Below are 22,710 nucleotides of genomic sequence, written 5' to 3'. Positions count from 1 at the left end.
GGTCGCCTTGGTGGCTTGCATGCGCAAGCTGCTGACGATGCTTAACGCCATCGCTAAGCAAGGCTCCGCATGGAATCCAAATCACCATTGCGCTTGACTTCCAAGACGGTTGCTCAGGGGGGTGTTCCATGCTTATCGGCCTCGGACGTGAACGAGTCCGCGTAGAACTCTTCCGCCGGGAGGCCCCGGTGGGCGCTGTAGGCGTCCCGCGCCGATTCGACCACGATGGGCGCGCCGCAGGCATAAACCTGGTAGCCCGACAGATCCGCAAAATCGTCCATCACCGCCTGGTGCACAAAGCCCGTGCGCCCGGTCCAGTTGTCTTCCGGCAGCGCGTCGGACACCACAGGCACGTAGTTCAGGTGCGGCATTTCGGCCATGCGGGCCACCAGCCAGTCGTGCATGTAGAGGTCGCCGGGGCGGCGGCCGCCCCAGTACACCACCGCTGGGCGCGTGATGGCCTTGAACTGCATGTGCTCGATCAACGCCTTGATGGGCGCAAACCCCGTGCCGGAGGCCAGCAGAATGATGGGCTTGTTGGAGTCTTCTCGCAGGAAGAAGCTGCCGAACGGGCCCTCCACGCGCAGGATTTCCTTTTCCTTCATCGCACCGAACACGTGGTCGGTGAACTTGCCGCCGGGCATGTGGCGGATATGCAGCTCCACGCCGGGCGCTTCGGCCTGGGTGTGGGGTGCGTTGGCCATCGAGTAGGCGCGGCGTGCACCATCGCGCAGGATGAATTCAATGTACTGGCCTGCGTGGTAGCGGAAGGTGTCTGCGGCCGGCAGCTGCAGGCGCACCTGCATCACGTCGTGCGACTTCTTCTCGAGCGTGGCCACGCGCACCGGCATCTTCTTGATGGGATAGGCACTTTCGTCCGTCACCTGGCGCGACTCCAGCACCACGTCGGTCAGCGGCTGGGCGCAGCAGGTCAGCACCAGGCCTGCGGCCTCCTCGTCGGCCGTGAGGGCCTTGGACTGGTGCGCCGTGTGGTGCACTGCGCCACTGATCTTCTTGCACTTGCACGAGCCGCAGGCGCCGTCCTTGCAGCCGTAGGGCAGGCCCACGCCGCTGCGGATGGCGGCGGCCAGGATGGCCTCGCCCGCCTGGGCACTGAAAGCGCGGCCGCTGGGCTGCACGGTGATCTGGAATGCTGCGGTGGTGGCAGCCTCGGCGCTGGTCATGTTGTGGGTATCCTTGGAGTCGTCTTCGGTCAAACCAACCGCCCGGCAGGCGCCGGGCAAACGGACTCGATTTTGCCTTCAATACAAAGCCCTCTCGGCGCGCTGCCAGCGCGCTTCCGCCGCGAACGCCTCTTGATCGTGGGCTGCGGCGACGTGGGCCAGCGCGTGGCGCGCGACCTGCAACACGGACCGGGCGCGGGGCGCATGCAGGTGCTGGCGCTCACCTCCAGCCCCGCGCGTGTGGGCGGCCTGCGCGCCCAAGGCATGCGCCCCCTGGTAGGCAACCTGGACGACGCCGCCACGCTGCGCCGCCTGGCTGGCGTGGCCACCCGCGTGCTGCACTTGGCGCCGCCCCCGGGCGAAGGCGCGGGCACCGCGTGGTGGCACGACCCGCGCACCGTGGCGCTGGCGCGCGCGCTGCGCCTGCGCAGCCTGCCGGTGTCGCTGGTGTATGCGTCCACCAGCGGCGTGTATGGCGATTGCCAGGGCGCCCTGGTGCCTGAGACCCGGCCCGTGGCGCCGGGCACTCCGCGGGCACAGCGCCGCGTCAATGCCGAGCGTGCCGTGCGCCATCTGGGCCGCGCAGGCGTGCGGACCAGCGTGCTGCGCATTCCGGGCATCTATGCGCCCGACCGCGAGGGTGGCACGCCCGAAGCCCGCCTGCGCCGCGGCACACCGGTGCTGCGCGCCGAGGACGATGTGTTCACCAACCACATCCACGCGGACGACTTGGCCCGCGCGTGTTGGCTAGCCCTGTGGCGCGGCCGCCCGCAGCGCACGTACAACGCGAGCGACTGCACGCAGCTGAAGATGGGCGACTACTTTGACCTGGCGGCCGACCTGTTCGGTCTGCCGCGCCCGCCCCGGCTGCCGCGCACTGCGGCCCAGGACCAGCTGCCCCTGATGCTACTGAGCTTCATCAGCGAGTCGCGCCGGCTGAGCAACCAACGGCTGCTGCAGGAGCTGGGCCTGCGCCTGCGCTACCCCACGGTGAACGAGGGTTTGGCAGGCCCGGCGCGTCTAGAAAAAACGCTGCCTCAGCAGGGCGCCTGACCGCCGTTGGAGCGGCACACGCCGCCCTGGCCCGGGAAGCGGCCTGGCCCCGCGCGCGGGTAGGTGTTGCCCAGGTTGTCCGTGCAGCGAAAGTCGCCGCACTGCGTGAGGTGCGGCGCGGGCTGGGGCTTGCCGACCGGCGGAAATGGTTCTGGAAATGCAGAGCGGTGGCGCACCGGGGGCACCACCACCACGCGCGGCTGGTTGGCGCGGGCCTTTTCCACCTCGGCGTAGCCCTGGGGACCCAGGCAGTCCAGGTCCACCTGGCGCTGTACGGCGTCCAGGCGCAGTTCCTGTTCATAGGTGGACCGTGCGATGCCGTTGGCCACGATGTCCAGGTTACGCCGCGACCGCGCACATTCGGGCGAGCGGGCGTAGTCTTGCGGCTGGGGTGCCGCCGCTGCGGCCTGCGCGGCGCGCGCACGGTCGCGTTCGGCATTGCGCTGCGCGGTGGCATCGGCTGCGGCGGATTCGGCCTGCAGGCGCTGCTGCTTGCGCTCCAATGCTTCGGCGGCCAGCTCGCGCTCCAGCTGGATCTCTTGCGGAGTCTTGCGGGGCTCGACTTCACGTACCGAGGATCCGCCCGCGCAGGTGCCGTCGGTGTAGGTCACCTGTCCGGTGCGCGCATCGGTACATCGCACCACCTGGGCGTGCGCGCTGGCGCTCCAGCCTGCTACGAAGGCCATCAACACAAAGGGGGCGCAGCGGAGCAAGGTCACAGCAGCATGTCTCCTTTAAGACGACTCAAGGCTTCTCGCCGCTGTTTTCAAATTGGCGGGAGCGCCAATCGTGCGGGTGCGGTGTGTAGGAGCCGGGAGCAATGTGGCCGGGCCGGGTGTCACGGCCCCGGCCCGCCTCGTAAGCGCGGCGGTCGCGTTCGGCCTGCTCGCGCGCGCGGTCCCGGTTGGCGGCGTCGCGCGCCTGCTGCTCCCGGCGGTCGCGTTCCGCACGGTCGCGCGCCGCGCGGTCGCGTTCTGCGCGGTCCCGGTCTCTGTCGCGGCTCCAGCGGTCATCGCGGTCCCGGTGGTCGCGTCCACCGTAGTAGACGGCAGGTGGCGGGGCGCGGTAAGCGGGCGGAGCTACATAGACGGGGGCCGGGTAGTACGCCGGCGAGGGGGTGGTGTAGGCATAGCCCGGCTGCTCGTATACCTGGTAGCCGGAGCTGCCGTAGTACGGGTCGCCAGGCACGGTGGCGCAGCCGGTGAGCGCGACCCCGAGGAGCGTGGCGGAAAGGATGCGGGCGGTGGTGGCGAGGGTGTAGGTCATGGCGGTCAGACTCGGGCTGGGGATGGTGTGTTCCGGCCGTGGGGTAAAGCCCCGGAAAAGCGCGCCGGTGCAGTGTTACAACTTCAGGCCCTGGTCGGCTGTACCAGTTCCCTTAGCGCTTGGTATACCGCTTTGGTTGACGCGCCGTCTGTAGGCCCGCATGCCGCCACAGCCGCAGCCACAATCTGCATGCGCTCGGTAGCTATATTTTTGATAGCTGTAAGCGCTTGTTGGACAAGCGCTAGGGCCGGATTTTCTTCAAAGTGCCCTGCATGATCCGCCCGGGGTGAGTGCTGTCCCCCTTGGCGAACTACTTGGGCAACACGCGGCGAATGGTGTCCGCCAGGTCTTCCGCCACGAACTTGGCGACATAGCCATCGGCGCCCACGCTGCGCACGTGGTCTTCGTTGGCCGACCCCGACAGCGACGAGTGGATGACCACAGGCAGGCCATGGAAGCGCGCGTCCTGCTTGATGTTGCGGGTCAGCGTGAAGCCGTCCATCTCGGGCATTTCCAGATCGGTCAGCACCATGGCCACGCGGTCCAGTACGGTCTTGCCCTCAGCCTCGGCGCTGCGGGCGATGGCGTTGAGGCGGTCCCATGCCTCCTTGCCGGACTTCACCATTTCAAACGGAGCGTTCAGCACCTTGAGTTCCTGCTCAATGAGCGAGCGCGCCACAAACGAGTCGTCGGCCGCCAGCACGATGGTGCCGGGCTTGAGCTTGAGCTTGGCGCCGACCTTCTCCTCGGTCACCTCGTGGCCGTCTGACGGCGACACCATCTGCAGGATGGCTTCCACGTCCAACACCTGGGCCAGGCGCGATTCATCGGTGTTGCCGTCAAGACGGGCGATGCTGGTGACCAGCTTGCCCTTGGCGCCGCTGGTTTCGGCCGACAGCACCTGCTTCCAGTCCAGGCGCACGATGTCTTCCACCGACTCGACCGCGAACGCCTGTGTCGTGCGCGCGTATTCGGTCACCAGCATGATGTTCAGGCCCGTCTGCGGCTTGCAGCCCACGATGGAAGGCAGGTCCAGCACCGGGATGACTTGGCCGCGCAGGTTGACCACGCCCAGCGAGTGGGGAGTGGTGCCGGCAATGGGCGTGATGCTGGGCATGGCCACGATCTCGCGGATCTTGAACACGTTGATGCCAAACAGCTCGGACTTGCCCAGCGCGTTGTCGGTGCCCAGGCGGAACAGCAGCAACTCGAACTTGTTGGTGCTGGTGAGGTTGGTCCGCTCGTCAATATCCTGCTGGATGGCTTTCATGGTCGATCCTTTGCGTAACAGATACGCGTGTTTACAAATTCTAGAAGTAGACGTTGCGACTGTCCGCAATTTTTGCACCCGCCGCTGGGCTTGTACGGCCCGCACGTCGCCGATTAGGGTTTGCATAGCTGTGGTTGCCGCGCCTACCGTTGCGCACGTGCACCGCTCCCGGCACGGCGACTCAACGCGGCGAGGACTTTATCATATTTATCAAAATAATCAATATTTTGACAGATGGCGTTGTACTCCGCGATTCAGATTGCACGCTCCGAGCGCAATGCAGTGGCGGACGCAGGCTCGCCAAAGTGAAGCACGGTGGGAAACGGATCGTAGAAATGGTGCAGCAACCGCTTCCACTCCTGGTACTGCGCCGACTGGCGGAAGCCGACTTCGTGGTCGGCAAGGGTGGCCCAGCGCACGAGCAGTACATAGTCCCGCGGTCGCTCCAGGCAATGGCTCAGCTCATGGGCGATGTAGCCGGGCATGGAAGCAATGATGCGCTGCGCCTGGGCGAAAGCCTGTTCAAACGCGCTGTTTTGGCCGGGGTGGACGGTGAGGTGGGCGACTTCAAGAATCATGGGAGGCAATGAGGTTGGCTCCCGGATCAAACCACATTGCTGCGCTGCGCAGGTGCAGGCTCGGCTGCGGCTGCCTTCATGCCGTCTGCCAAGCGGTGCAGCAGCCCCAGCATGGGTGCGTCCGATGCATCGCAGGCCAGGCCGATGTGGCGCGAAAACGCCAGGGGCCCGTCCAGCGGCCGGGTCAGGGCACGCAGCGCACGGGCCGCGTGCGACTGCGGCACCACGGCCAGGCCCATGCCAGCATCCACCATGTGAACGAGCAACTGTTCACGCGCTGCACTGGCCTGCACCTGCAGCGCAATGCCCCGCTCGGCCAGCAGGCGGATGAAGGACTGGTGCAGCGGGCAATAGGGCCACTCGATGAGGGGCAGGTTTTCGATGTCCGCCAGGCCAAAGCGCTTCTTGAAGCGCAAGGGGTGCTGCTCGGGCACCAGCATCACATAGGGCTCGTGCCACAGCGGCACAAAGGTGTCGCCCGGTGGCTTGCAGTGCTCGGCCACCATGCGCAGCCGGGCTTCCTGCGCGCTGGCGGTGAGCCGCAGCAGGGTGTGGGGCCACTCTTGCGCGATTTGCGCGAACAGGGGCGCGGCGGGCTGCACCATCAGGTCGTCCTGCAGGAAGATGCCCAGCGTTTCGCGCGGCGCATCGCGAAAGTCGCGCACCATGGCGCTGGACTGGGCCAGCAGGCTGCAGGCGCGCGGATACAGCCGGTGCGCGGCGGGCGTGGGCGCCAGGCCCTGGCGGCTGCGCTCGAACAGGGGGGTGGCCAGCGCATCCTCCAGCCCCTTGATGGCCATGCTGATGGACGGCTGCGCTACAAAGCAGCGGCGCGATGCGGCCGTGACCGAGCGTTCTTCGTACGCTGCCACGAAGTAGCCCAGGGCGCGCAGGTCAAACAGCATGGTGGCAGGGCCTTCCTTCGTTCTGGGGTCAGACAGGGGTGATGGTGGTGACCGTTTCCCGGAAGTAGTCCACCTGGCCATTGCGCGAATGGCTGGTGATCCAGGTCACGGACTCCACCTCGCGCTGTTGTACCGCATAAAAGAAGCGCTGGTGAAAGTGCGTGAGCACCCAGTCATTGCCCAGCGGCTGGCTGTGGGTGTGCAGGATCTTCGTGCCGCGCGGGAACACCTCCACCCCGAGGCGCTGCACCACGGCCATCGCCTCGGCCTTGTTGCGGGCGATTTGCCAGCTGGTGTCGGCATCGTCGCGGTAGTGGTCGATGCGGAAGTCCACATCGTCGGCAATGGTGGCCAGCAGCGTGGGCACGTCCTGCTGCTCGAAGGCAGTCAGCACGCGGTCGATGGGGAAGCTCAGGGATGGGTTGCTCGTCATGTCGGGTCTCCGGTTGAACGGGTAGGTCAATCAACAACAAAAAAACCCTGGCCAGGGAGCCGCGACTTTAGGCAAAGCCCGGCGCCCACACAACGATGGAATTTGTGGATCTGTGCGATAAAAAATCGATGGATGTGGACGAGCGAGGCTCGCAGCGGCCAACAAAACTCAGCGTAGCGGTTCTGGCCACTCGCTCCGGCGCAGGCAGTACGAACAGTAAGAGCAGTACGACAAGACGCGGCAACAACGCCAGAAGAGTTTTGTGGGCCGCTCTCAGTCCGAAATCCCGGGCACCTGCCGCAGATAGGCCTGCAGCGCTGCAACGGCCTGGCGCACCTTGGCTGGTTGCGCATCGCGCTGGGGCGTCACGGCCCAGATGTCCAGCGTGCCGAACGACCAACCGGGCAGCAGACGCACCAGCCGTCCGGCCTGCAGCGCCTCGTGCGCGTCCATGCTGCCCACCAGCGCGAGGCCCAGCCCGGCTTCGCACATCTGCTGGATGGACAGCTGGTTGTTGCTGGCGATGCGCGGCTCCACGCGCAGCGTGCGGGGTTCGCCAGCGGGGCTGCGCAGGTCCATCAGCAACCCGCCGCCTTCGCGCGCAAAACCCAGCCAGCTGTGTGTGAGTAGCGCCTCCGGGTCGCGCGGCACGCCGTGGGCCGCCACCCACCCGGGCGACGCTGCCAACAGCCATTGCATGCCGCACAGACGCCGCGCGGCCCAGCTTGAATCGGCCAGTCGCCCAAAGCGCACGGCCAGGTCGATGCGCGCGTTGATGAGGTCGATCGGCGCGTCGTCCACCAGCAGGCGCAGCCGCAGCGCGGGGTGGGCCGCCAGCAGGTCGCCCAGAGCGGGCGCGATGTGCCGCGCAAAACCCACCGTGGCCGACAGGCGCAGCTCGCCGCTGGGTGCGTCGCGCGACGCTGCCAACTCCGCCCGCGCCTGCTCGGCCGCGGCCCACATGGCAGCGCAGCGGGCGTGGTAGCGCTGGCCGGCCTCGGTGAGTGCCAGTTTGCGGGTGGACCGGTGCAGCAGCGTCACGCCGCCATCGCTTTCCAGCTTGCGCACCTGCTGGCTCACCGCCGAGGTGCTCATGCCCAGGGCGCGGGCGGCGCCGCTCATTGAACCGTGCTGCACCACGGTGGCAAAAACGGCCATGCGTTTGAGGTCTTCCATGCCGCAATTGTGAAGCAGGGCTTCAAAGAAAAGGCCGTTTTGGCCCTCTACCGCCGGTTTTGACAAGCTCCTATTCTTGCTTCATCGCAACTTTGACTCTTGAGGACTATATGAACATCGCCCTGATCGGTGCCACCGGCTTTGTCGGCTCGGCCGTGCTGAACGAACTGCTGCAACGCGGCCACCGTGTGACCGTGCTGGCCCGCAATCCGGCCAAGTTCACCCCCCGCGAGGGCCTCACCGTGGTGACCGCCGATGCGCAAGATGCCGCCCAGGTCGCCAAGGCCGCTGCGGGCCACGATGCGGTGGTGAGTGCCTACAACCCCGGCTGGGAGAACCCCAACATTCACGACGATTTCCTGAAAGGCACGCGCGCCATCATCGACGGCACCAAGCAGGCGGGTGTGCGCCGCTTTCTGATGGTGGGCGGCGCGGGCAGCCTGTTTGTGGCGCCGGGCGTGCAGCTGGTGGACACGCCCCAGTTCCCCGCCGAATGGAAGCAGGGCGCGCTGGCCGCGCGCGAGGCGCTGAACTGGATCCGCACAGAGAGCGCGCTGGACTGGACCTTCCTCTCGCCCCCCATCCTGCTGCAGCCCGGCGAGCGCACGGGCCAGTACCGCCTGGGCGACGAAGCCCCGCTGATGAACGGCGAACAGCCCGGCAGCATCAGCGTGGCCGACCTGGCGGTGGCCATCGTGGACGAGCTGGAAACGCCGCGCCACGTGCAGAAGCGGTTCACGGTGGCGAACTGAGCTTGCTATCGCAGAAGCAGACCGCACTCAAGCGGTTTGCTCCTGTTTTAATAGCTGCTAGCGCTTGATGGATAAGCGCTAGCGGCCAATTTGACTCATATTTCTTATCCGATGAACCACCGCATCGGCACCAGCACGATGGCCGGGAACAGCACCATCAGGAACATCATCGCGAACTGCGCGCCCATGAAGGGCAGCACCCCTCTCGTGACTTCGTCCATGCGCATGCGCCCCACGCCTGCCACCACGTTCAGCACCGTGCCCACGGGCGGCGTGATGAGCCCGATGGCGTTGTTCATGATGAACAGCACGCCGAAGTAGACCGGGTCGATGCCTGCGGCCTTGACCACCGGCATCAGCATGGGCGCCAGGATGAGGATGGTGGGCGTCATGTCCATGGCGGTGCCCACGGCCATCACCAGCAGCATGATGGCCATCATCAACAGGATGGGGCTGTCCATGAAGGGCTTGAGCAGTGCGACCAGCTGGCGCGGAATGTCCGCCACGGTGATGAGCCAGGCGCTGACCATGGCGGCCGCCACCAGGAACATGATCACGGCCGTCGTTTTGGCAGCGCTCACGAACACGGCGGTCAGCTGGCGCCAGTGCAGTTCGCGGTACACCACCGTCGCCACGAAGAGCGCGTAGACGGCTGCCACGGCGGCGGCCTCGGTGGGGGTGAACACGCCCATCTTCAGGCCAACGATCACGATCACCGGCAGGAACAGCGCCCAGGTGGATTCCTTCAGGGCCTGCAGCATGTCGCCGGTGGAGGCGCGCGGCGGGGGCTTGATGTTCTCGCGCTGCGACACAAAGTACCAGGCGGCAGCAATCGACAGCCCCATCAGCAGCCCCGGCACGATGCCCGCCAGAAACAACTTGCTGATCGAGACGTTGGCGGCGACGCCGAACACCACAAAACCAATCGATGGCGGTATGACCGGCGCGATGATGCCGGCCGATGCAATCAGCCCGCCAGCGCGCGCCTTGTCGTGGCCGGCCTTCACCATCATGGGCAGCAGCAGCGCGGCCAGCGCTGCCGTGTCGGCCACGGCCGAGCCCGACAGCGCGGCCAGCATGCACGCGGCCAGGATGGCCACAAATCCCAGCCCACCGCGCCTGTGCCCCACCAGCGTGAGCGCCAGCCGCACGATGCGCTGCGACAGCCCGCCCGCATTCATGATCTCGCCCGCCAACATGAAGAAGGGCACGGCCAGCAGTGGAAAGCTGTCCGCGCCGTTGACGACGTTCTGTGCCAGGATTTGCGCGTCGAACAGGTCCAGGTGCCACATCAGCGCCACGCCCGATACGAGCAGCGCATACGCAATCGGCACGCCGATGGCCATGGCGCCCAGCAGCGCGCCCAGAAAGATGAAGATGGTCATGGGGGCAACTCCGAAGCAGTGGGGTGTGAAGTCAGGGGCGCGGGCCGTGCTGCTGGGCCGCATCTTCAGAGCCGCCCGCGCGCACCAGCTGGTCGTTGCGCAACTTGCCCGACAGCAGCCGCCACAGGTTGAGCAGCAGCAACAGCCCCGAGGCCGCGGCGAACACCACGCCGGACGCATAGAAGATGGCCACCGAAGCACCCGTCACCGGCGCGTCCACATCCCAGTTGATGCGCGCCTGTGCCAGCGCGCCCTTGAACAGAAGCCAGGTGCAAAACAGCATCAGGCCGTGGCCCAGCACCAGGCACACGCGCTGCACCATCGGTGGCAGCCGCATGAGCACCAGGTCCGTGCCCAGGTGCCCGTGTTCACGCACCGCCACGATGGCGCCCAGGAAGGTGATCCACACGAACAGCCAGCGCGAAACCTCTTCACTGATGGCAATGCCGGAGTTGAAGGCGTAGCGCAACACCACGTTGCCGAACACCATCACCACCATCACGGCCAGTGCCAGGGCGATGAGCAGGTTGATGGCGCGGCAGCAGCGGTCAATCAGTGCGTCGAGCATCGGCTTCTCCTTGTACTTTCTGGAGGCGCTACAGCGCCGCGCGCTGCAGCAGCCCGCGCTGCGCCAGGTTGCCCATGAAGGCGCGCAGGCCGTATTGCCAGGGTGCCGCAGCTTCGCTGTGCGTCACGCGGTTGTGCAGGCCGCCCAGCCAGGCGCTCTGGATGGACACCAGGTCGCCCAGTTTGTGGGTGAAGCCACCGCCCGGCTGGTCGCGGTCTTCGATGGGGGCGAACAGCGTGCCCAGGAACAGCATGAACCCGTCCGGGTACTGGTGCGCGGCCAGGGTCTGCGCCACCAGGTCGGTGGGGTCGCGGCTGATGCTGGCCATGGTGTTGATGCCGCGCAGCTCAAAGCCGTCCGCGCCAGCCACACGCAGGTGCACGGTTTCATTGCGCACCTGCTCCAGCCCGAAGCTGCCGTCAAACAGGCGGATGAACGGGCCCAGGGCGCACGACGCATTGTTGTCCTTGGCCTTGCCCAGCAGAAGAGCGCTGCGGCCCTCGATGTCGCGCAGGTTCACATCGTTGCCCAGCGTGGCGCCCACGATCTGGCCCCGGCTGTTCACGGCCAGCACCACCTCGGGCTCGGGGTTGTTCCAGGCCGAATCGGAGCGGATGCCGATGTCGTCGCCGCAGCCCACCGAGGCCAGCACCGGCGTCTTGGTGAACACCTCGGCGTCGGGGCCAATGCCTACTTCCAGGTACTGCGACCACAGGCCTTTGTCCTGTAGCAGCGCCTTCAGGCGCATGGCCTCGGGCGATCCGGGGCGGATGTCCGCCAGGTTCTCGCCGATGAGCCCGATCACCTGGCTGCGCAGGCCCTGCGCGCGGGTGGCGTCGCCGCGTGCCTGTTCTTCGATCACGCGCTCGATCAGGCTGGCCGCAAAGGTCACGCCTGCCGCCTTCACCACCTGCAGGTCGCACGGGGCCAGCAGCCAGGGGCGCGTGGCGTCGCGCGCGCCGGGCAGGCTGTTGGCCAGCAGGTCGTCCACGCTGCACAGGTACTGGCCGGTGGCGGTGCGCGCAGCCTCTGCTGGTGCCAGGGTGTCGAGTAGCGTGCTCATGGTGGGGTAGTGCGCGCTCAGGTCGAACACGCCTTCGGGCCGCAGCGCCACAACCGCCGGGCCAGGAAAGGCACCTTGCGGTAACCACACTCGGCCGACTAGTGTGCCTTGCAGGTCATCGTCTGGGAGCACTTGCAATGCGGCCTGGGGCGCACGGGCCCGTTCGGCAACTGCCGCTGCCGTCATGTTGTTCATGGGGGAGTCCTTCGAAAAAATCCGGGCGGGCGCCGGTTGCCCACCCGTTGGTTGTCAGTGGTTGTGACGTGGCGTCTTTTCAGAAATGCGCCGGAAGCCCAACGCAAAGTCCAGCGTGGCCCCGTCGGCCAATTGCCCTGTTTTCTCGCGGTACAGCGCCTCCCACGGCGACTGGCTCGCGGGCACGGGCGGGGCGGGCAGGTCACGCTTGCGGCGCGCGATTTCCTCGGGGGCGACCAGCGCATCGCAACGGCCAGTGTTCAGATCGATGCGGATCGTGTCGCCGCTTTGCAGCCAACTCAGTCCCCCGCCCACGGCGCTTTCGGGCGATGCGTTGAGGATGGAAGGGCTGTCTGCCGTGCCCGACTGGCGCCCGTCGCCCAGCGTGGGCAGGGTGTTGATACCGCGCCGGATCAGCGCGTCGGGCGGCTGCATGTTCACCACTTCGGCCGAGCCGGGCCAGCCGATGGGGCCCGCGCCGCGCATCACCAGGATGCAGCCTTCGTCGATGTTCAGTGCCGGGTCGTTGATGCGCGCGTGGTAGTCGTCTGCGCCTTCAAACACCACGGCACGGGCTTCAAAGATGCCCTCCTGCCCCGGGCGGCTCAGGTAGCGCTGGCGGAAGGCTTCGGAGATCACCGAGGTCTTCATGATCCCGAAGTCGAACAGGTTGCCGCTGAGCACCATGAACCCCGCCTTGTGCATCAGCGGGTTGCTGAACGGGCGGATCACCTCGCGGTCGTGGGTCTCGCGGCCTTGCAGGTTTTCGCCCACCGTCTTGCCGGTCACGCTGGCGCAATCGGCGTGCAGCTTGCCGGCCTTCTGCAGCTCCCACATCAGCGCGGGCACACCTCCTGCGCGGAAGAATCGCTCGCCCAGAAACTGGCCCGCAGGCTGCATGTTCAGCAGCAGGGGCAGGTCGTAGGCGTGGTCGGTCCAGTCTTGCGCGTCCAGCTGCACGCCCGCGTGGCGCGCCATCGCCATGATGTGCACCTGCGCGTTGCTGCTGCCGCCGGCCACGCTCACCACCGACAGCGCATTCAAGAAGCTCTCGCGTGTCAGGATGCGCGAGGGGCGCAGGTCTTCGTACGCCATCTCCACAATGCGCCGCCCGGTCTCGTACGCCATCTGGCCGCGCTCGCGGTAGGGCGCGGGAATGGCCGCGCAGCCGGGCAGTGACAGGCCCAGCGCCTCGGCCACCGCGTTCATGGTCGAGGCAGTGCCCATGGTGTTGCAGTGCCCGGCCGAGGGCGCGCTGTTGCAAGCGCGCTGCAAGAATTCTTCCTCGTCAATCTCGCCCGCCGCGAGCTGGCGGCGGCTGCGCCAGATCACGGTGCCCGAGCCCACCAGCTGCCCTTCGTGCCAACCATCGAGCATCGGCCCGCCTGAAAGCACGATGGCCGGGATGTCTACGGTGGACGCGGCCATGATGCCGGCCGGCGTGGTCTTGTCGCAGCCCGCGGTCAGCACCACGGCATCGATGGGGTAGCCGTACAGGATCTCCACCAGCCCCAGATAGGCCAGGTTGCGGTCGAGCGCGGCGGTGGGGCGGCGGCAGTTCTCAAAGATGGGGTGGACGGGGAACTCCATCGGAATGCCGCCCGCATCACGGATGCCGTCGCGCACGCGGCGCGCCAGATCCAGATGGATGCGGTTGCAGGGCGACAGGTCGCTGCCCGTCTGCGCAATCCCGATGATGGGGCGGCCGGAGCGCAGCTCTTCGGGCGTGAGGCCGTAGTTCATGAACCGCTCCAGGTACAGCGCGGTCATGTCCGAGCGCTCGGGCGCGGCAAACCATTCGCGGGAGCGGAAGGGGCGGCGGGGTGTTCTTGTCATGGGACGCGAGGCAGAAGGGGTAGCAGGGCAGGGCTGGGCCATTGATGGGGCATTCTTGAACGATCAATCACCCACTCCCCGTTCGGGCTGAGCTCGTCGAAGCCTTGCGCGGCGCTTCGACAAGCTCAGCGTGAACGGGTTGTGTCCAGCCGGGAGGCGACTCGATTACTTCCCGCCCCGCGCCTTGGCCAGCTCGCCCATCATTTCGCTGGTGGTTTCTTCACCAAACTCCTTGCCGTACTTGGCCAGCACCGGCTGCAGCTTGCTGCGCAGCTTGGCCTGTTCGGCGGCAGGCAGCTCGGTGATCTGCATGCCGGCCTTCTTCAGCTCGCCCAGGGCGGTTTCGCTGAAGGCGCGGATGGTCTTGCGCTCAAACAGCGTGGCCTCGCGCGCGGCCTCCTGCACAATCTTCTTCTCGTCGGCCGAGAGGCCGTCCCAGGTCTTCTTGGACATCAGCAGCACCCAGGCGCTGTACATGTGGCGCGACAGCACCAGGTGCTTTTGCACTTCATAGAACTTGCTGGCCAGGATGGTGGCGGGCGGGTTTTCCTGGCCGTCCACGGCCTTTTGTTCCATGGCGGTGTACAGCTCGGTGAACGGCATGGGCGTGGCGTTCGTGCCCAGCGCGTTGAAAGTGTCGAGGAACAGCGGGCTCTGGATCACCCGCAGCTTGAGGCCCGCCAGATCATCGGCCGTGTTGATGGGTCGGCGCGAGTTGGTCACGTGGCGGAAGCCGTTTTCCCAGAAGCCCAGGCCGATCAGGCCCTTGTCGGGCAGCATGGCCAGCAGCTTCTGGCCGAAGGGGCCGTCGAGCAAGGCGTCGGCTTCGGCCTCGGTGTTGAATGTGAGTGGCAGGTTCAGCACGCCAAAGGGCTTGATCAGCGACATCAGCGTGGACGAATCCGGAATCGTCATCTCCAGCGTGCCGCCGCGCAGGGCTGAGGTCATGCTCACGTCATTGCCCAGCGCGCCGCTGGCAAACAGCTTGGCGTTCATCTTGCCGCCGCTCTTGGCCTGCAGTCGCTCGGCAAAGTGGCGCACGGCCTGGGCCTGCGGGTGGTCGTCGCTCAGGCCGATGCCGACCTTGAAGGTGTGTTCCTTGACTTGGGCCGCGACGGGGGCGGTGAGGGCGGCCAGTAGCGCAGCGGCAAGCGCCACGGATTTAGCGAGGGAATGGAATTGCATGGTGTCTTGTCTCCGTTGGAATGGCTGACCCCATTGGTGAGGTCTTCGGCGCCTGCGGCTTTTTGTGGGCCAGCCGTCATGAACGCAAGGCGAAGGTTAGGTTTCGCGCCCCGGCCGGTCCACTGAATGTTTTGCGACAATCCATTCCAAACGCTTATGAGTCCAGACGAATTTCCGGGTAAACCCTTGTCTTTGGCGCAGGCCTGCGCGCGGCTGCGCTTTCGGCATTTGCAGTTTCTGGACATCCTGGGCCGCACGCGCAACCTGCGGCTCACGGCCGAGCAGATGCATGTCACGCAGCCTGCGGCCACCAAGATCCTCATGGACATCGAGGAGATCCTGGAGGCGCGCCTGTTCGACCGCCTCTCGCGCGGCATGCGGCCCAACGAGCTGGGGCTTTTTACGCTGCGCTACGCCAGCGCAGCGCTCGATGGGCAGCGCAAGTTTGTGGACGAGTTCAACGCCCTCAAGCAGGGCGGCCATGGCCATGTGACGGTCGGCGCCATCACCGGCTCGGCCGCGCATGTGCTGGTGGCGTCGGTGGTGGAGCTCCAGCGCCTGCGGCCCCTCTTGGTCATCAAGATCCTGGAGCAGAGCAGCGACCAGCTCATCGCCTGGCTGGCCGAACGCAAGATCGACCTGATGATCGGCCGCTTCACCACCGAGGACCAGCGCAGCCAGTTCCATTACGAGCACCTGTCCGCCGAGCCACTGCATGTGGTGGGCGGGCAGCACCACCCGCTGCGTGGCGCCACCTACCTGTCGCTGACCGAGCTGGCGCACTGGCCGTGGATTCTGTACCCCGCCTCCACGGCCGTGCGCAAGGTGTCGGACGACCTGTTTGGCGGCGCGGGCCTGGCGCTCACCGCAGGGGTGGTGGAGACGCCGTCCTTCCTGTTTGCGCTGGAGCTGATGAACACCACCCACATGATGTCGCTGCAGCCCGCCGCGCTGATCCAGAAATATGTGGACCGGGGCCTGCTTTCGCGCATCCCCGTCGAACTGCCCGACCGCATGCCCAGCTATGGCCTCATCACCCGTTTGGGCGAGCCGCCCACGCCCTCGGCGCAGGCCTTCATCGATGTGCTGCGCGATACGGCGGGTGTGGTGCCCGACGTTTTGGGGGAGTGACCAGGCCTACGCTATGCCTGGCCTCTTTCGATAACCAACGGTTATTGAAAATTGGGGCCGCCAAGCCCTGCCGTTATGCTCTGCGCCCTTTCTCGCAATCCAGGCCTTTTTCTCCATGACCGACGCACCCGACACGCCCGACACCATCCAGGAACCCCGCTGCTGGAGCGACGGGCGCTGGACGGCGCAGGTCATCAAGAACGAGGACGACGATGGCTGGGCCGTGGCCATGACCTTGAAGGGCGAGGCCGAGCCCGCGCTGGTGGGCCCCTGGACCATGGGCCGCGACAAGAAGAACCCCAAGCCGCTCGATGTGTCGGCCTTCCACACCCTGGTCAAGACTGCGAGCGAAGTGGTGCGGCGCCATGAGCAGCAGTTGCATGCGCAGCTGAACAAGAGCGTGCACGTCACCACCGCAGACGGCCAGCGCCTGCGCGTGGCGCTGGCCATCGTGCCCGATGAGGAAGGCGCCTCGGCCACGCTGAGCGCGCAGGACGAGCTGGGTGAAGAGGTTGCCCGTGCGTCCGCGCCGCCCACTTTCAAGCTCACACCCGCCAGCGCGGCGGCCTGGGCCGAAGGCGGGTTTCAGCGCGTGCGCTGAGTGCGCCGCAAACCATCAATCACCGTTCACGCTGGGCCTGTCGAAGCGCTGCGCAAGGCTTCGACAGGCTCAGCCCGAACGGACGTTGGCGGTGCGTGGATCGTCAAACAACGCCCAAACCACATGCGCAGCGGATGTCCAGGCCAATCGCCTTGGTGACCATGCTGGCTTCGACGACCTCCTAAAATCCCAACCGTCGGCCCCGAATGACCTTCGGGGCCGACAGCGTTCTCAGGGCGGGGTGGAATTCCCCACCGGCGGTATTTGTTGGCTGAAAGGTCGGCAAGAGCCCGCGAGCGCCTGCGGTGCCGTTCTTCGGAACAGGCCTGCAGGGTCAGCAGATCTGGTGCGAAACCAGAGCCGACGGTCACAGTCCGGATGAAAGAGATCGCGAAACCCACAGCACCTGCCATGGGTGGCTGGGCCACAGCGTTTGCCCGCGTGCCTATTTGCGTGCTGGCATGGGCGACGGCCTGCGCCGCCTTGTGGGGGCGCAGTGTTCGCGCGCGCCCTGATTCTGGTACGACCTGTTTTGAGGAACCCATGAATCAGTCTTCTGCTACTTCTTCCGTCTCTCCCCTGGCCCCTGCAGCCGCCCATCGTGGCGCCCGCGTGGCCATCATCAGTGCCAGCTGGCACCAGGACATCGTGCACCAGGCGCGCGACGCGGCCCTGGCCGAGTTTGACCGCCACGGCCTGCCGCCCGCACAGGTGGCGCTGTTCGACGTGCCCGGCGCGTTCGAGATTCCGCTGCTGGCCCGCAAGCTCGCGCGCAGCGGGCGCTACGACGCCATCGTGGCCTGCGCGCTGGTGGTCAACGGCGGCATCTATCGCCACGAGTTCGTTACCACCGCCGTCATCGACGGCCTGATGCGCGTGCAGCTCGACACCGAGGTGCCCGTGATGTCGGCCGTGCTCACGCCGCGCGACTTCCATGACCACGAAGACCACGTGCGCTTCTTCCGCGAGCATTTTGTAAAAAAAGGCACCGAGGTGGCCCAGGCCTGCCTGCAGACCATGGCCTACCTGCGCAAGCTGGCATCGCCCACGCTGGCCACCCCCCAGCAGGCCACGCCTGCGGCGGTTGAGGCAGTGGCTGCCTGAGCGGGCCTGGCGTCGTCCCCTGCCGCGCCTGCTAATGCCGTGTTGCTATTAAATATATAGCTATATAGGCATGATGGACGCGCGGTGACGGCCTTTTTTAACCATAAGAAGCCACTCAGGTCGCGGCCAGCCGGGGCTGGCGGCCCATGGGCGCCGTGGGGTGTGCCAGGGCCGGGGCATCCGTCTCTGCCAGCCGGAACACTGCCACCGCCTGCACCAGCTGCTGCGCCTGCACCTTGAGGCTGTCGGCGGCGGCTGCACTTTGTTCGACCAGCGCCGCGTTCTGCTGCGTGGCCTGGTCCATCTGCATCACCGCTTCACCCACCTGGGCCACGCCCGCGCTCTGTTCGCTGCTGGCCGCGCTGATCTCGCCCACGATGTCGGTCACGCGGCGGATGGAGGCCACCACCTCGGTCATGGTGGCACCCGCCTTGTCCACCAGCGTGGTGCCCAGCTCCACGCGCTCCACGCTGGCGTGGATCAGGCCCTTGATCTCCTTGGCGGCTTCGGCGCTGCGCTGCGCGAGGTTGCGCACCTCGCTGGCCACCACGGCAAAGCCCCGGCCCTGCTCGCCTGCGCGGGCTGCTTCGACCGCAGCGTTCAGCGCCAGGATGTTGGTCTGGAAGGCGATGCCGTCGATCACGCTGATGATGTCGGCGATCTTCTTGCTGCTGTCGTTGATGCCCTTCATGGTGGTCACCACCTCGGCCACCACATCGCCGCCCTGCACGGCCACGGTGCTGGCGCTCACCGCCAGCTGGTTGGCCTGGCGCGCGTTTTCGGCATTGGCCTGCACGGTAGAACTCAGTTCTTCCATCGATGCCGAGGTCTCTTCCAGCGCGCTGGCCTGCTGCTCGGTGCGCGCACTCAGGTCGTTGTTGCCCTGTGCGATCTCGGTGCTGGCGGCGGCCACGCTGTCGGCGTTGTTGCGCACGTTGCTCACCACGCGCGACAGGCTTTGCTGCATGGCATGCAGTGCGTTGAGCAGCATCGCAATCTCGTCCTTGCCCTGCACATGCGCGGCCACGGTGAGGTCGCCGCTGGCCACGGCCTGCGATACGCGCACCGCGTTGTCCAGCGGGTTCACCACCGTGCGGCTGAAGGCCACGGCCCCCGCAATGCCCAGGGCGCATACCACCAGCATCACGCCCAGGCTGATGGTGGTGGCGCGCTGCGCGGTGGCGGCGGCGCGTTCGGCCACCTCGCTGCTGGCCTTGGCAATCAGGTCGCCCGCCTGGTCCAGCAGTTGCGAGGGCTCGCGGTCCATGCCCGCCACGGCCTTGTCGTCCGCCTGCGGGTCGTGGTCGGCGGCCTTGAAGGCCTCCAGCCCTTTGCGGTAGGCCGCGCCCATGCGCTCGTGCGCCTGCGCAAACTGGCTCACGCGCTCGCGCCCGTCGCCAGGGGGCAGGGCGGCCATGAGCTTTTGCGCCTCGTCCTTGATGGCCTTTTCCTGCTTTTCAAACGCGGTCCAGTAGCGCGTGAGCTGGGCCGGGTCCTTGCCGCGCAGCAGCACGTTTTTCCATTCCTGCACCTGCACCTTGAAGCTGTTGAGCATGGACGAGGCCCGCCGCTCGTTTTCAAAGCTTTGCGCCACCGTGGTCTGGTAGGTGTCCAGGGCCTGGTTCAGGCGGCTGATGCCGAACAGCGCCGCCGCAAACAGCAGCAGCAAGGCCACTGTGAAGGCGAGGGGGAGCTTGAGGCTGAGCTTCATGGTGGACTCCTTGGTTTTGTGGCAACCAGCGTGAGGGAGTGAAGAAGACTGCAGATAGGCACCAAAAACGCCTCTGGAGCGGCGAAATGGGGGGCTTCACCGCATTGTGGAGCGTTTGTAATTTTTTGTACAAGCATTTTGCTGGGCGGCGCGGGTAAGATCCCGCCCTGCGCGGACGCAAGCCGCGCCCGGGCCTGCGGACAGGGTGCAACCCACTTGCCGACTAACTCCTTGAGTTTGTTCCTCACTTCCCCTTTGTGCTGCCGGAACTGCAGGCCGTCGGCGTTCGATGCACGGAGGTACTCGTGAAACGTCTTCCCCCGCGGCCCGACCTGGGCCATCTCAAGAAACAAGCCAAAACCCTGCTGGCCGAGGCCCGCGCAGGCGATGCCGCCGCACTGGCGCGCCTGGCGCCGCTGGCCTTGCCCGCAGGCACCGACCTGCGTCTGCACCACGCGCAGTGGTGCCTGGCGCGTGAGCACGGCTTTGCCTCGTGGCCGCAGTTCCAGGCCTTTGTGCTGGCGCGCCGTGCGCTGGCAGACGACCCCGCACGGGCCGTGCTGCTGTGGCTGCGCCTGGTCTACGCAGGCGACATCGCCGGTGGCAACCACACGGCGCGGCCCGCGCTGGCCGAGCAGCTCTGGGCCGAGGGCGCCGTGCCGCAGGCGGAGCAGGACATCTGGCTGGCCTGTGCCGTGGGCGATGTGGCCCGGCTGCGCGATCAGGTGGCGCGCGACCCCGCCTGGGTGCACCAGCCCGGCGGGCCGCTGCAGCTGCCGCCGCTGCTCGCCGTCACCCATTCCAGCCTGGCGCGGCTGCCCGCGTTTGCCGACCGGCTGCAGGCCTGCGTGGCCCTGTTGCTGGAGGCAGGCGCCGATGCGAACCAGCGCGTGGGCAGCCGCTGGCCGCCCGCATCGCTGCATGCCCCCGATGCCGCGCACCCGCTGTCGGCCCTGTACGGCGCGGCCGGTGCCCACCACCACGCGGGCATCACCCGGCTGCTGCTGGATGCGGGCGCCAGCCCCAACGATGGCGAGTCGCTGTACCACGCGCTGGGCAGCCTGGAGTGCACGCGCCTGCTGCTGCAGACCGGTGCGCGCGTGCCCGGCACCAACGCGCTGCACCGCGTGCTCGACATGGACGATCTGCCTGCACTGCAGCTGCTGCTGGCCCATGGCGCCGACCCCAACGAACCCCTGGGCGGCAGCGCCCCCGGCGCCGCGCCGCTACTGTGGGCGCTGCGCCGCCGCCGATCGCTGGCGCATGTGCAGGCGCTGGTCGCCGCAGGGGCAGATCCGCAAGTGTGCACGGCCGAAGGCACGCCCGCGCACCTGCAGGCGCTGCGCTACGGCTTGCCGGATGTGGCGGCATTTTTGCGTGGCGTGCTGGGCGTGGCAGCGCCTCCCGCCGACGAGCGTTTTGTAGCGGCCTGTGCGCAAGGCGACGAAGCCCAGGCGCGCGCACTGCTGGCCGCGCAGCCTGGCCTGGTGCAGGGCTTGTTGCCCGCCCATCAGCGCCTGCTGCCCGAGCTGGCCGCGCAGCCGGACTGCGGCGATGCCGTGCGGATCATGGTGCGTCTGGGCTGGCCCATCGACACGCCGGGCGGCGACTGGGCGGGCACGGCGCTGCACCATGCCATCTTCCGGGGCGATGCGGCGCTCACCCGCTTTGTGCTGGAGCATGGCGCGCGCTGGCAGGCGCGGCACGGTTTTGAGGACAACGCCTGCGGTGCGCTCGCCTGGGGCTCCATCAACACACCGGAGCCAGGCGGCGACTGGGCAGGCTGTGCACAGGCGTTGCTGGACCACGGTCTGCCCCCCGCTGCGCCGGACCCGAGTGGGTCGGATGCCGTCTGGCTGGACGGCCGCCTGATGCACTTTTCGGACGAGGTGACGGACTGCCTGCTGGCGGCGGCAGAACTGCCGGTGCAGTCCGCGCAGCCCGTGCAGTAACCCCAGAAGGACCAACGCCCCGCATGCTGTCGGCGCGGGGCGTTGAGCGTGGGTGGAAGCGTGTGCCGCTACACCACGCCCTGGGCCCGCAGCGCCGCAATGCGCGCCGCATCCAGCCCCATCTCGCGCAGCACTTCATCGGTGTGCTGCCCCAGCGCAGGCGGCGCATTGCGCAGCACGGGCGGCGTGGCCGACAGGCGCAGCGGGCTGGCCACGCCGGTGATCTGCTGCACGTTGTCGGTGGCGGCCTCGCCGTCCTTCCAGCGCGGCAGCGTCACGGCCAGGCCCCGGGCCTGCACCTGCGCGTCGTCAAACGCCTGGGCAATGGTGTTGATGGGGCCGCAGGGCACGGCCTTGTCTTCCAGCAGCGTGATCCATTCGGCTGTGGTGCGCGTGCGGGTCTCGGCCTCCATGGCGGGGATCAGCGCGGCGCGGTTTTGCACGCGCAGGGTGTTGGTCGCAAAACGCGGGTCGCTGGCCCACTGGGGCTGCTCGGCGGCGGCGCAAAAGCGCTGAAACTGCCCGTCGTTGCCAATGGCCAGCAGCATGTTGCCGTCCTGCGTGGGGAAGTCCTGGTACGGCGCCAGGCTAGGGTGGCTGTTGCCCATGCGGCCGGGTGCCTTGCCGGTGGCGAGGAAGCCCGAGGCCTGGTTGGCCAGCACGGCCATACCCACGTCCAGCAGCGCCATGTCGATGTGCTGGCCCTGGCCGGTGCCATTGGTGGCGTTGTCGCGCACATGCAGTGCGGCCAGGATGGCGTTGCTGGCATACAGCCCGGTGAAAAGGTCAATGACGGCCACGCCCACTCGCATCGGGCCGCCGCCGGGCTGGTTGTCGGCCTGGCCGGTGATGCTCATCAGGCCCGTCATGGCCTGCACCATCAGGTCATAGCCTGCGCGCTCGGCGTAGGGCCCGTCTTGCCCAAAGCCGGTGACGGAGCAGTAGATGAGGCGCGGGTTGAGCGCGCGCAGGCTTTCATGGTCCAGACCGTATTGCTTGAGGCCACCGACCTTGAAGTTCTCCACCACGATGTCAGACTCCAGCGCCATCTGCTTGATCAGCGCCTGGCCCTCAGGCGAGGCCATGTCGATGGTGACCGAGCGCTTGTTGCGGTTGCAGGCGGTGTAGTAGCTGGCCTGGTTGGTGTCGTTGCCGTCCGCGTCCTTCAAGAAGGGCGGGCCCCACTGGCGCGTGTCGTCGCCCACGCCGGGGCGCTCTACCTTGACCACATCCGCGCCCAGGTCGGCCAGGATCTGCGTGCACCACGGCCCGGCCAGCACGCGGGAGAGGTCGAGCACCTTGATGCCTGCGAGGGCGCCTGCGTTGGAGGAGGGTGTGGTCATGGGGGTGGTGCACTATTAA

The 22,710-nt window shown here is 67.1% G+C and carries 21 protein-coding genes and 1 riboswitch; of the genes, 6 read left to right on the top strand and 15 right to left on the bottom strand.

The window, feature by feature from the left end:
• Window positions 1–113 precede the first annotated feature (113 nt).
• Window positions 114–1,184 (bottom strand): CDP-6-deoxy-delta-3,4-glucoseen reductase, encoded by a 1,071-nt coding sequence (locus ACK4HJ_RS07165; protein WP_409829258.1) that lies wholly within the window; start codon window positions 1,182–1,184, stop codon window positions 114–116.
• A 72-nt stretch (window positions 1,185–1,256) separates the two neighbouring features.
• On the opposite strand from ACK4HJ_RS07165, the gene ACK4HJ_RS07160 reads away from it, so the two are divergent.
• Window positions 1,257–2,237, top strand: coding sequence for an SDR family oxidoreductase (locus ACK4HJ_RS07160; protein WP_409829255.1), 981 nt, complete (start codon window positions 1,257–1,259; stop codon window positions 2,235–2,237).
• Here ACK4HJ_RS07160 and ACK4HJ_RS07155 read toward each other — a convergent pair.
• The 7 genes from ACK4HJ_RS07155 to ACK4HJ_RS07125 form a co-directional block, all read right to left on the bottom strand.
• Window positions 2,222–2,923, bottom strand: coding sequence for a DUF4124 domain-containing protein (locus tag ACK4HJ_RS07155; protein ID WP_409829277.1), 702 nt, complete (start codon window positions 2,921–2,923; stop codon window positions 2,222–2,224). The genes ACK4HJ_RS07160 and ACK4HJ_RS07155 overlap by 16 nt on opposite strands.
• 58 nt (window positions 2,924–2,981) lie before the next feature.
• Window positions 2,982–3,503: a hypothetical protein gene (locus ACK4HJ_RS07150; protein WP_409829252.1), complete on the bottom strand. Its 522-nt coding sequence runs from the start codon at window positions 3,501–3,503 to the stop codon at window positions 2,982–2,984.
• A gap of 310 nt (window positions 3,504–3,813) precedes the next feature.
• On the bottom strand, window positions 3,814–4,773 hold the full coding sequence (locus tag ACK4HJ_RS07145; protein WP_409829250.1) for a chemotaxis protein: 960 nt from the start codon (window positions 4,771–4,773) through the stop codon (window positions 3,814–3,816).
• 254 nt (window positions 4,774–5,027) lie between these two features.
• Window positions 5,028–5,351: an antibiotic biosynthesis monooxygenase family protein gene (locus ACK4HJ_RS07140; protein WP_409829248.1), complete on the bottom strand. Its 324-nt coding sequence runs from the start codon at window positions 5,349–5,351 to the stop codon at window positions 5,028–5,030.
• Between the two features lie 26 nt (window positions 5,352–5,377).
• Complete coding sequence (locus ACK4HJ_RS07135; protein WP_409829245.1) at window positions 5,378–6,256, bottom strand: LysR family transcriptional regulator; 879 nt, start codon at window positions 6,254–6,256, stop codon at window positions 5,378–5,380.
• A 28-nt stretch (window positions 6,257–6,284) separates the two neighbouring features.
• On the bottom strand, window positions 6,285–6,689 hold the full coding sequence (locus ACK4HJ_RS07130) for a hypothetical protein (protein WP_409829242.1): 405 nt from the start codon (window positions 6,687–6,689) through the stop codon (window positions 6,285–6,287).
• Between the two features lie 273 nt (window positions 6,690–6,962).
• Window positions 6,963–7,865: a LysR family transcriptional regulator gene (locus tag ACK4HJ_RS07125; protein ID WP_409829240.1), complete on the bottom strand. Its 903-nt coding sequence runs from the start codon at window positions 7,863–7,865 to the stop codon at window positions 6,963–6,965.
• Window positions 7,866–7,975: 110 nt separating this feature from the next.
• Between ACK4HJ_RS07125 and ACK4HJ_RS07120 the strand changes: the two genes are divergently transcribed.
• Window positions 7,976–8,617 (top strand): NAD(P)-dependent oxidoreductase, encoded by a 642-nt coding sequence (locus tag ACK4HJ_RS07120; protein ID WP_409829237.1) that lies wholly within the window; start codon window positions 7,976–7,978, stop codon window positions 8,615–8,617.
• A gap of 104 nt (window positions 8,618–8,721) precedes the next feature.
• On the opposite strand, the gene ACK4HJ_RS07115 is transcribed toward ACK4HJ_RS07120, so the two are convergent.
• From ACK4HJ_RS07115 to ACK4HJ_RS07095, 5 genes are all read right to left on the bottom strand, one after another.
• Entirely contained in the window at window positions 8,722–10,002 is a 1,281-nt protein-coding gene (locus ACK4HJ_RS07115; RefSeq protein WP_409829235.1) for a TRAP transporter large permease subunit, read from the bottom strand.
• Window positions 10,003–10,033: 31 nt separating this feature from the next.
• Complete coding sequence (locus tag ACK4HJ_RS07110; protein WP_409829232.1) at window positions 10,034–10,570, bottom strand: TRAP transporter small permease; 537 nt, start codon at window positions 10,568–10,570, stop codon at window positions 10,034–10,036.
• 28 nt (window positions 10,571–10,598) lie between these two features.
• A complete protein-coding gene (locus ACK4HJ_RS07105; protein WP_409829230.1) occupies window positions 10,599–11,828 on the bottom strand; it encodes a fumarylacetoacetate hydrolase family protein in 1,230 nt (409 codons plus the stop codon).
• A 54-nt stretch (window positions 11,829–11,882) separates the two neighbouring features.
• The gene (locus ACK4HJ_RS07100) at window positions 11,883–13,664 is read right to left on the bottom strand and encodes an IlvD/Edd family dehydratase (protein WP_409829227.1); all 1,782 of its coding nucleotides are present in this window, start codon (window positions 13,662–13,664) and stop codon (window positions 11,883–11,885) included.
• Between the two features lie 165 nt (window positions 13,665–13,829).
• A complete protein-coding gene (locus tag ACK4HJ_RS07095; protein WP_409829224.1) occupies window positions 13,830–14,849 on the bottom strand; it encodes a TRAP transporter substrate-binding protein in 1,020 nt (339 codons plus the stop codon).
• A 156-nt stretch (window positions 14,850–15,005) separates the two neighbouring features.
• On the opposite strand from ACK4HJ_RS07095, the gene ACK4HJ_RS07090 reads away from it, so the two are divergent.
• From ACK4HJ_RS07090 to ACK4HJ_RS07080, 3 genes are all read left to right on the top strand, one after another.
• The gene (locus ACK4HJ_RS07090; RefSeq protein WP_409829222.1) at window positions 15,006–15,980 is read left to right on the top strand and encodes a LysR family transcriptional regulator; all 975 of its coding nucleotides are present in this window, start codon (window positions 15,006–15,008) and stop codon (window positions 15,978–15,980) included.
• Between the two features lie 115 nt (window positions 15,981–16,095).
• Entirely contained in the window at window positions 16,096–16,581 is a 486-nt protein-coding gene (locus tag ACK4HJ_RS07085) for a hypothetical protein (protein WP_409829221.1), read from the top strand.
• A 223-nt stretch (window positions 16,582–16,804) separates the two neighbouring features.
• Window positions 16,805–16,975, top strand: a riboswitch (FMN riboswitch).
• Window positions 16,976–17,124: 149 nt separating this feature from the next.
• The gene (locus ACK4HJ_RS07080) at window positions 17,125–17,685 is read left to right on the top strand and encodes a 6,7-dimethyl-8-ribityllumazine synthase (RefSeq protein WP_409829218.1); all 561 of its coding nucleotides are present in this window, start codon (window positions 17,125–17,127) and stop codon (window positions 17,683–17,685) included.
• A 115-nt stretch (window positions 17,686–17,800) separates the two neighbouring features.
• Here the strand turns inward: ACK4HJ_RS07080 and ACK4HJ_RS07075 are convergent, their stop codons facing one another.
• Window positions 17,801–19,396 carry a methyl-accepting chemotaxis protein gene (locus tag ACK4HJ_RS07075; RefSeq protein ID WP_409829217.1) on the bottom strand — a complete coding sequence of 532 codons (1,596 nt, stop codon included), beginning with the start codon at window positions 19,394–19,396 and terminating at the stop codon, window positions 17,801–17,803.
• Between the two features lie 305 nt (window positions 19,397–19,701).
• On the opposite strand from ACK4HJ_RS07075, the gene ACK4HJ_RS07070 reads away from it, so the two are divergent.
• The gene (locus ACK4HJ_RS07070) at window positions 19,702–21,348 is read left to right on the top strand and encodes an ankyrin repeat domain-containing protein (protein ID WP_409829215.1); all 1,647 of its coding nucleotides are present in this window, start codon (window positions 19,702–19,704) and stop codon (window positions 21,346–21,348) included.
• 68 nt (window positions 21,349–21,416) lie between these two features.
• Here ACK4HJ_RS07070 and ACK4HJ_RS07065 read toward each other — a convergent pair whose 3' ends face one another.
• Entirely contained in the window at window positions 21,417–22,691 is a 1,275-nt protein-coding gene (locus tag ACK4HJ_RS07065; protein ID WP_409829213.1) for a CaiB/BaiF CoA transferase family protein, read from the bottom strand.
• Window positions 22,692–22,710: the final 19 nt, after the last annotated feature.

The organism is Acidovorax sp. (genome assembly GCF_046294525.1).
In the GTDB taxonomy this organism is placed as follows: Bacteria; Pseudomonadota; Gammaproteobacteria; order Burkholderiales; family Burkholderiaceae_C; genus Acidovorax.
Note: the sequence above shows the minus strand (reverse complement) of the source record. Positions and strands in the feature narration are given on the sequence as shown.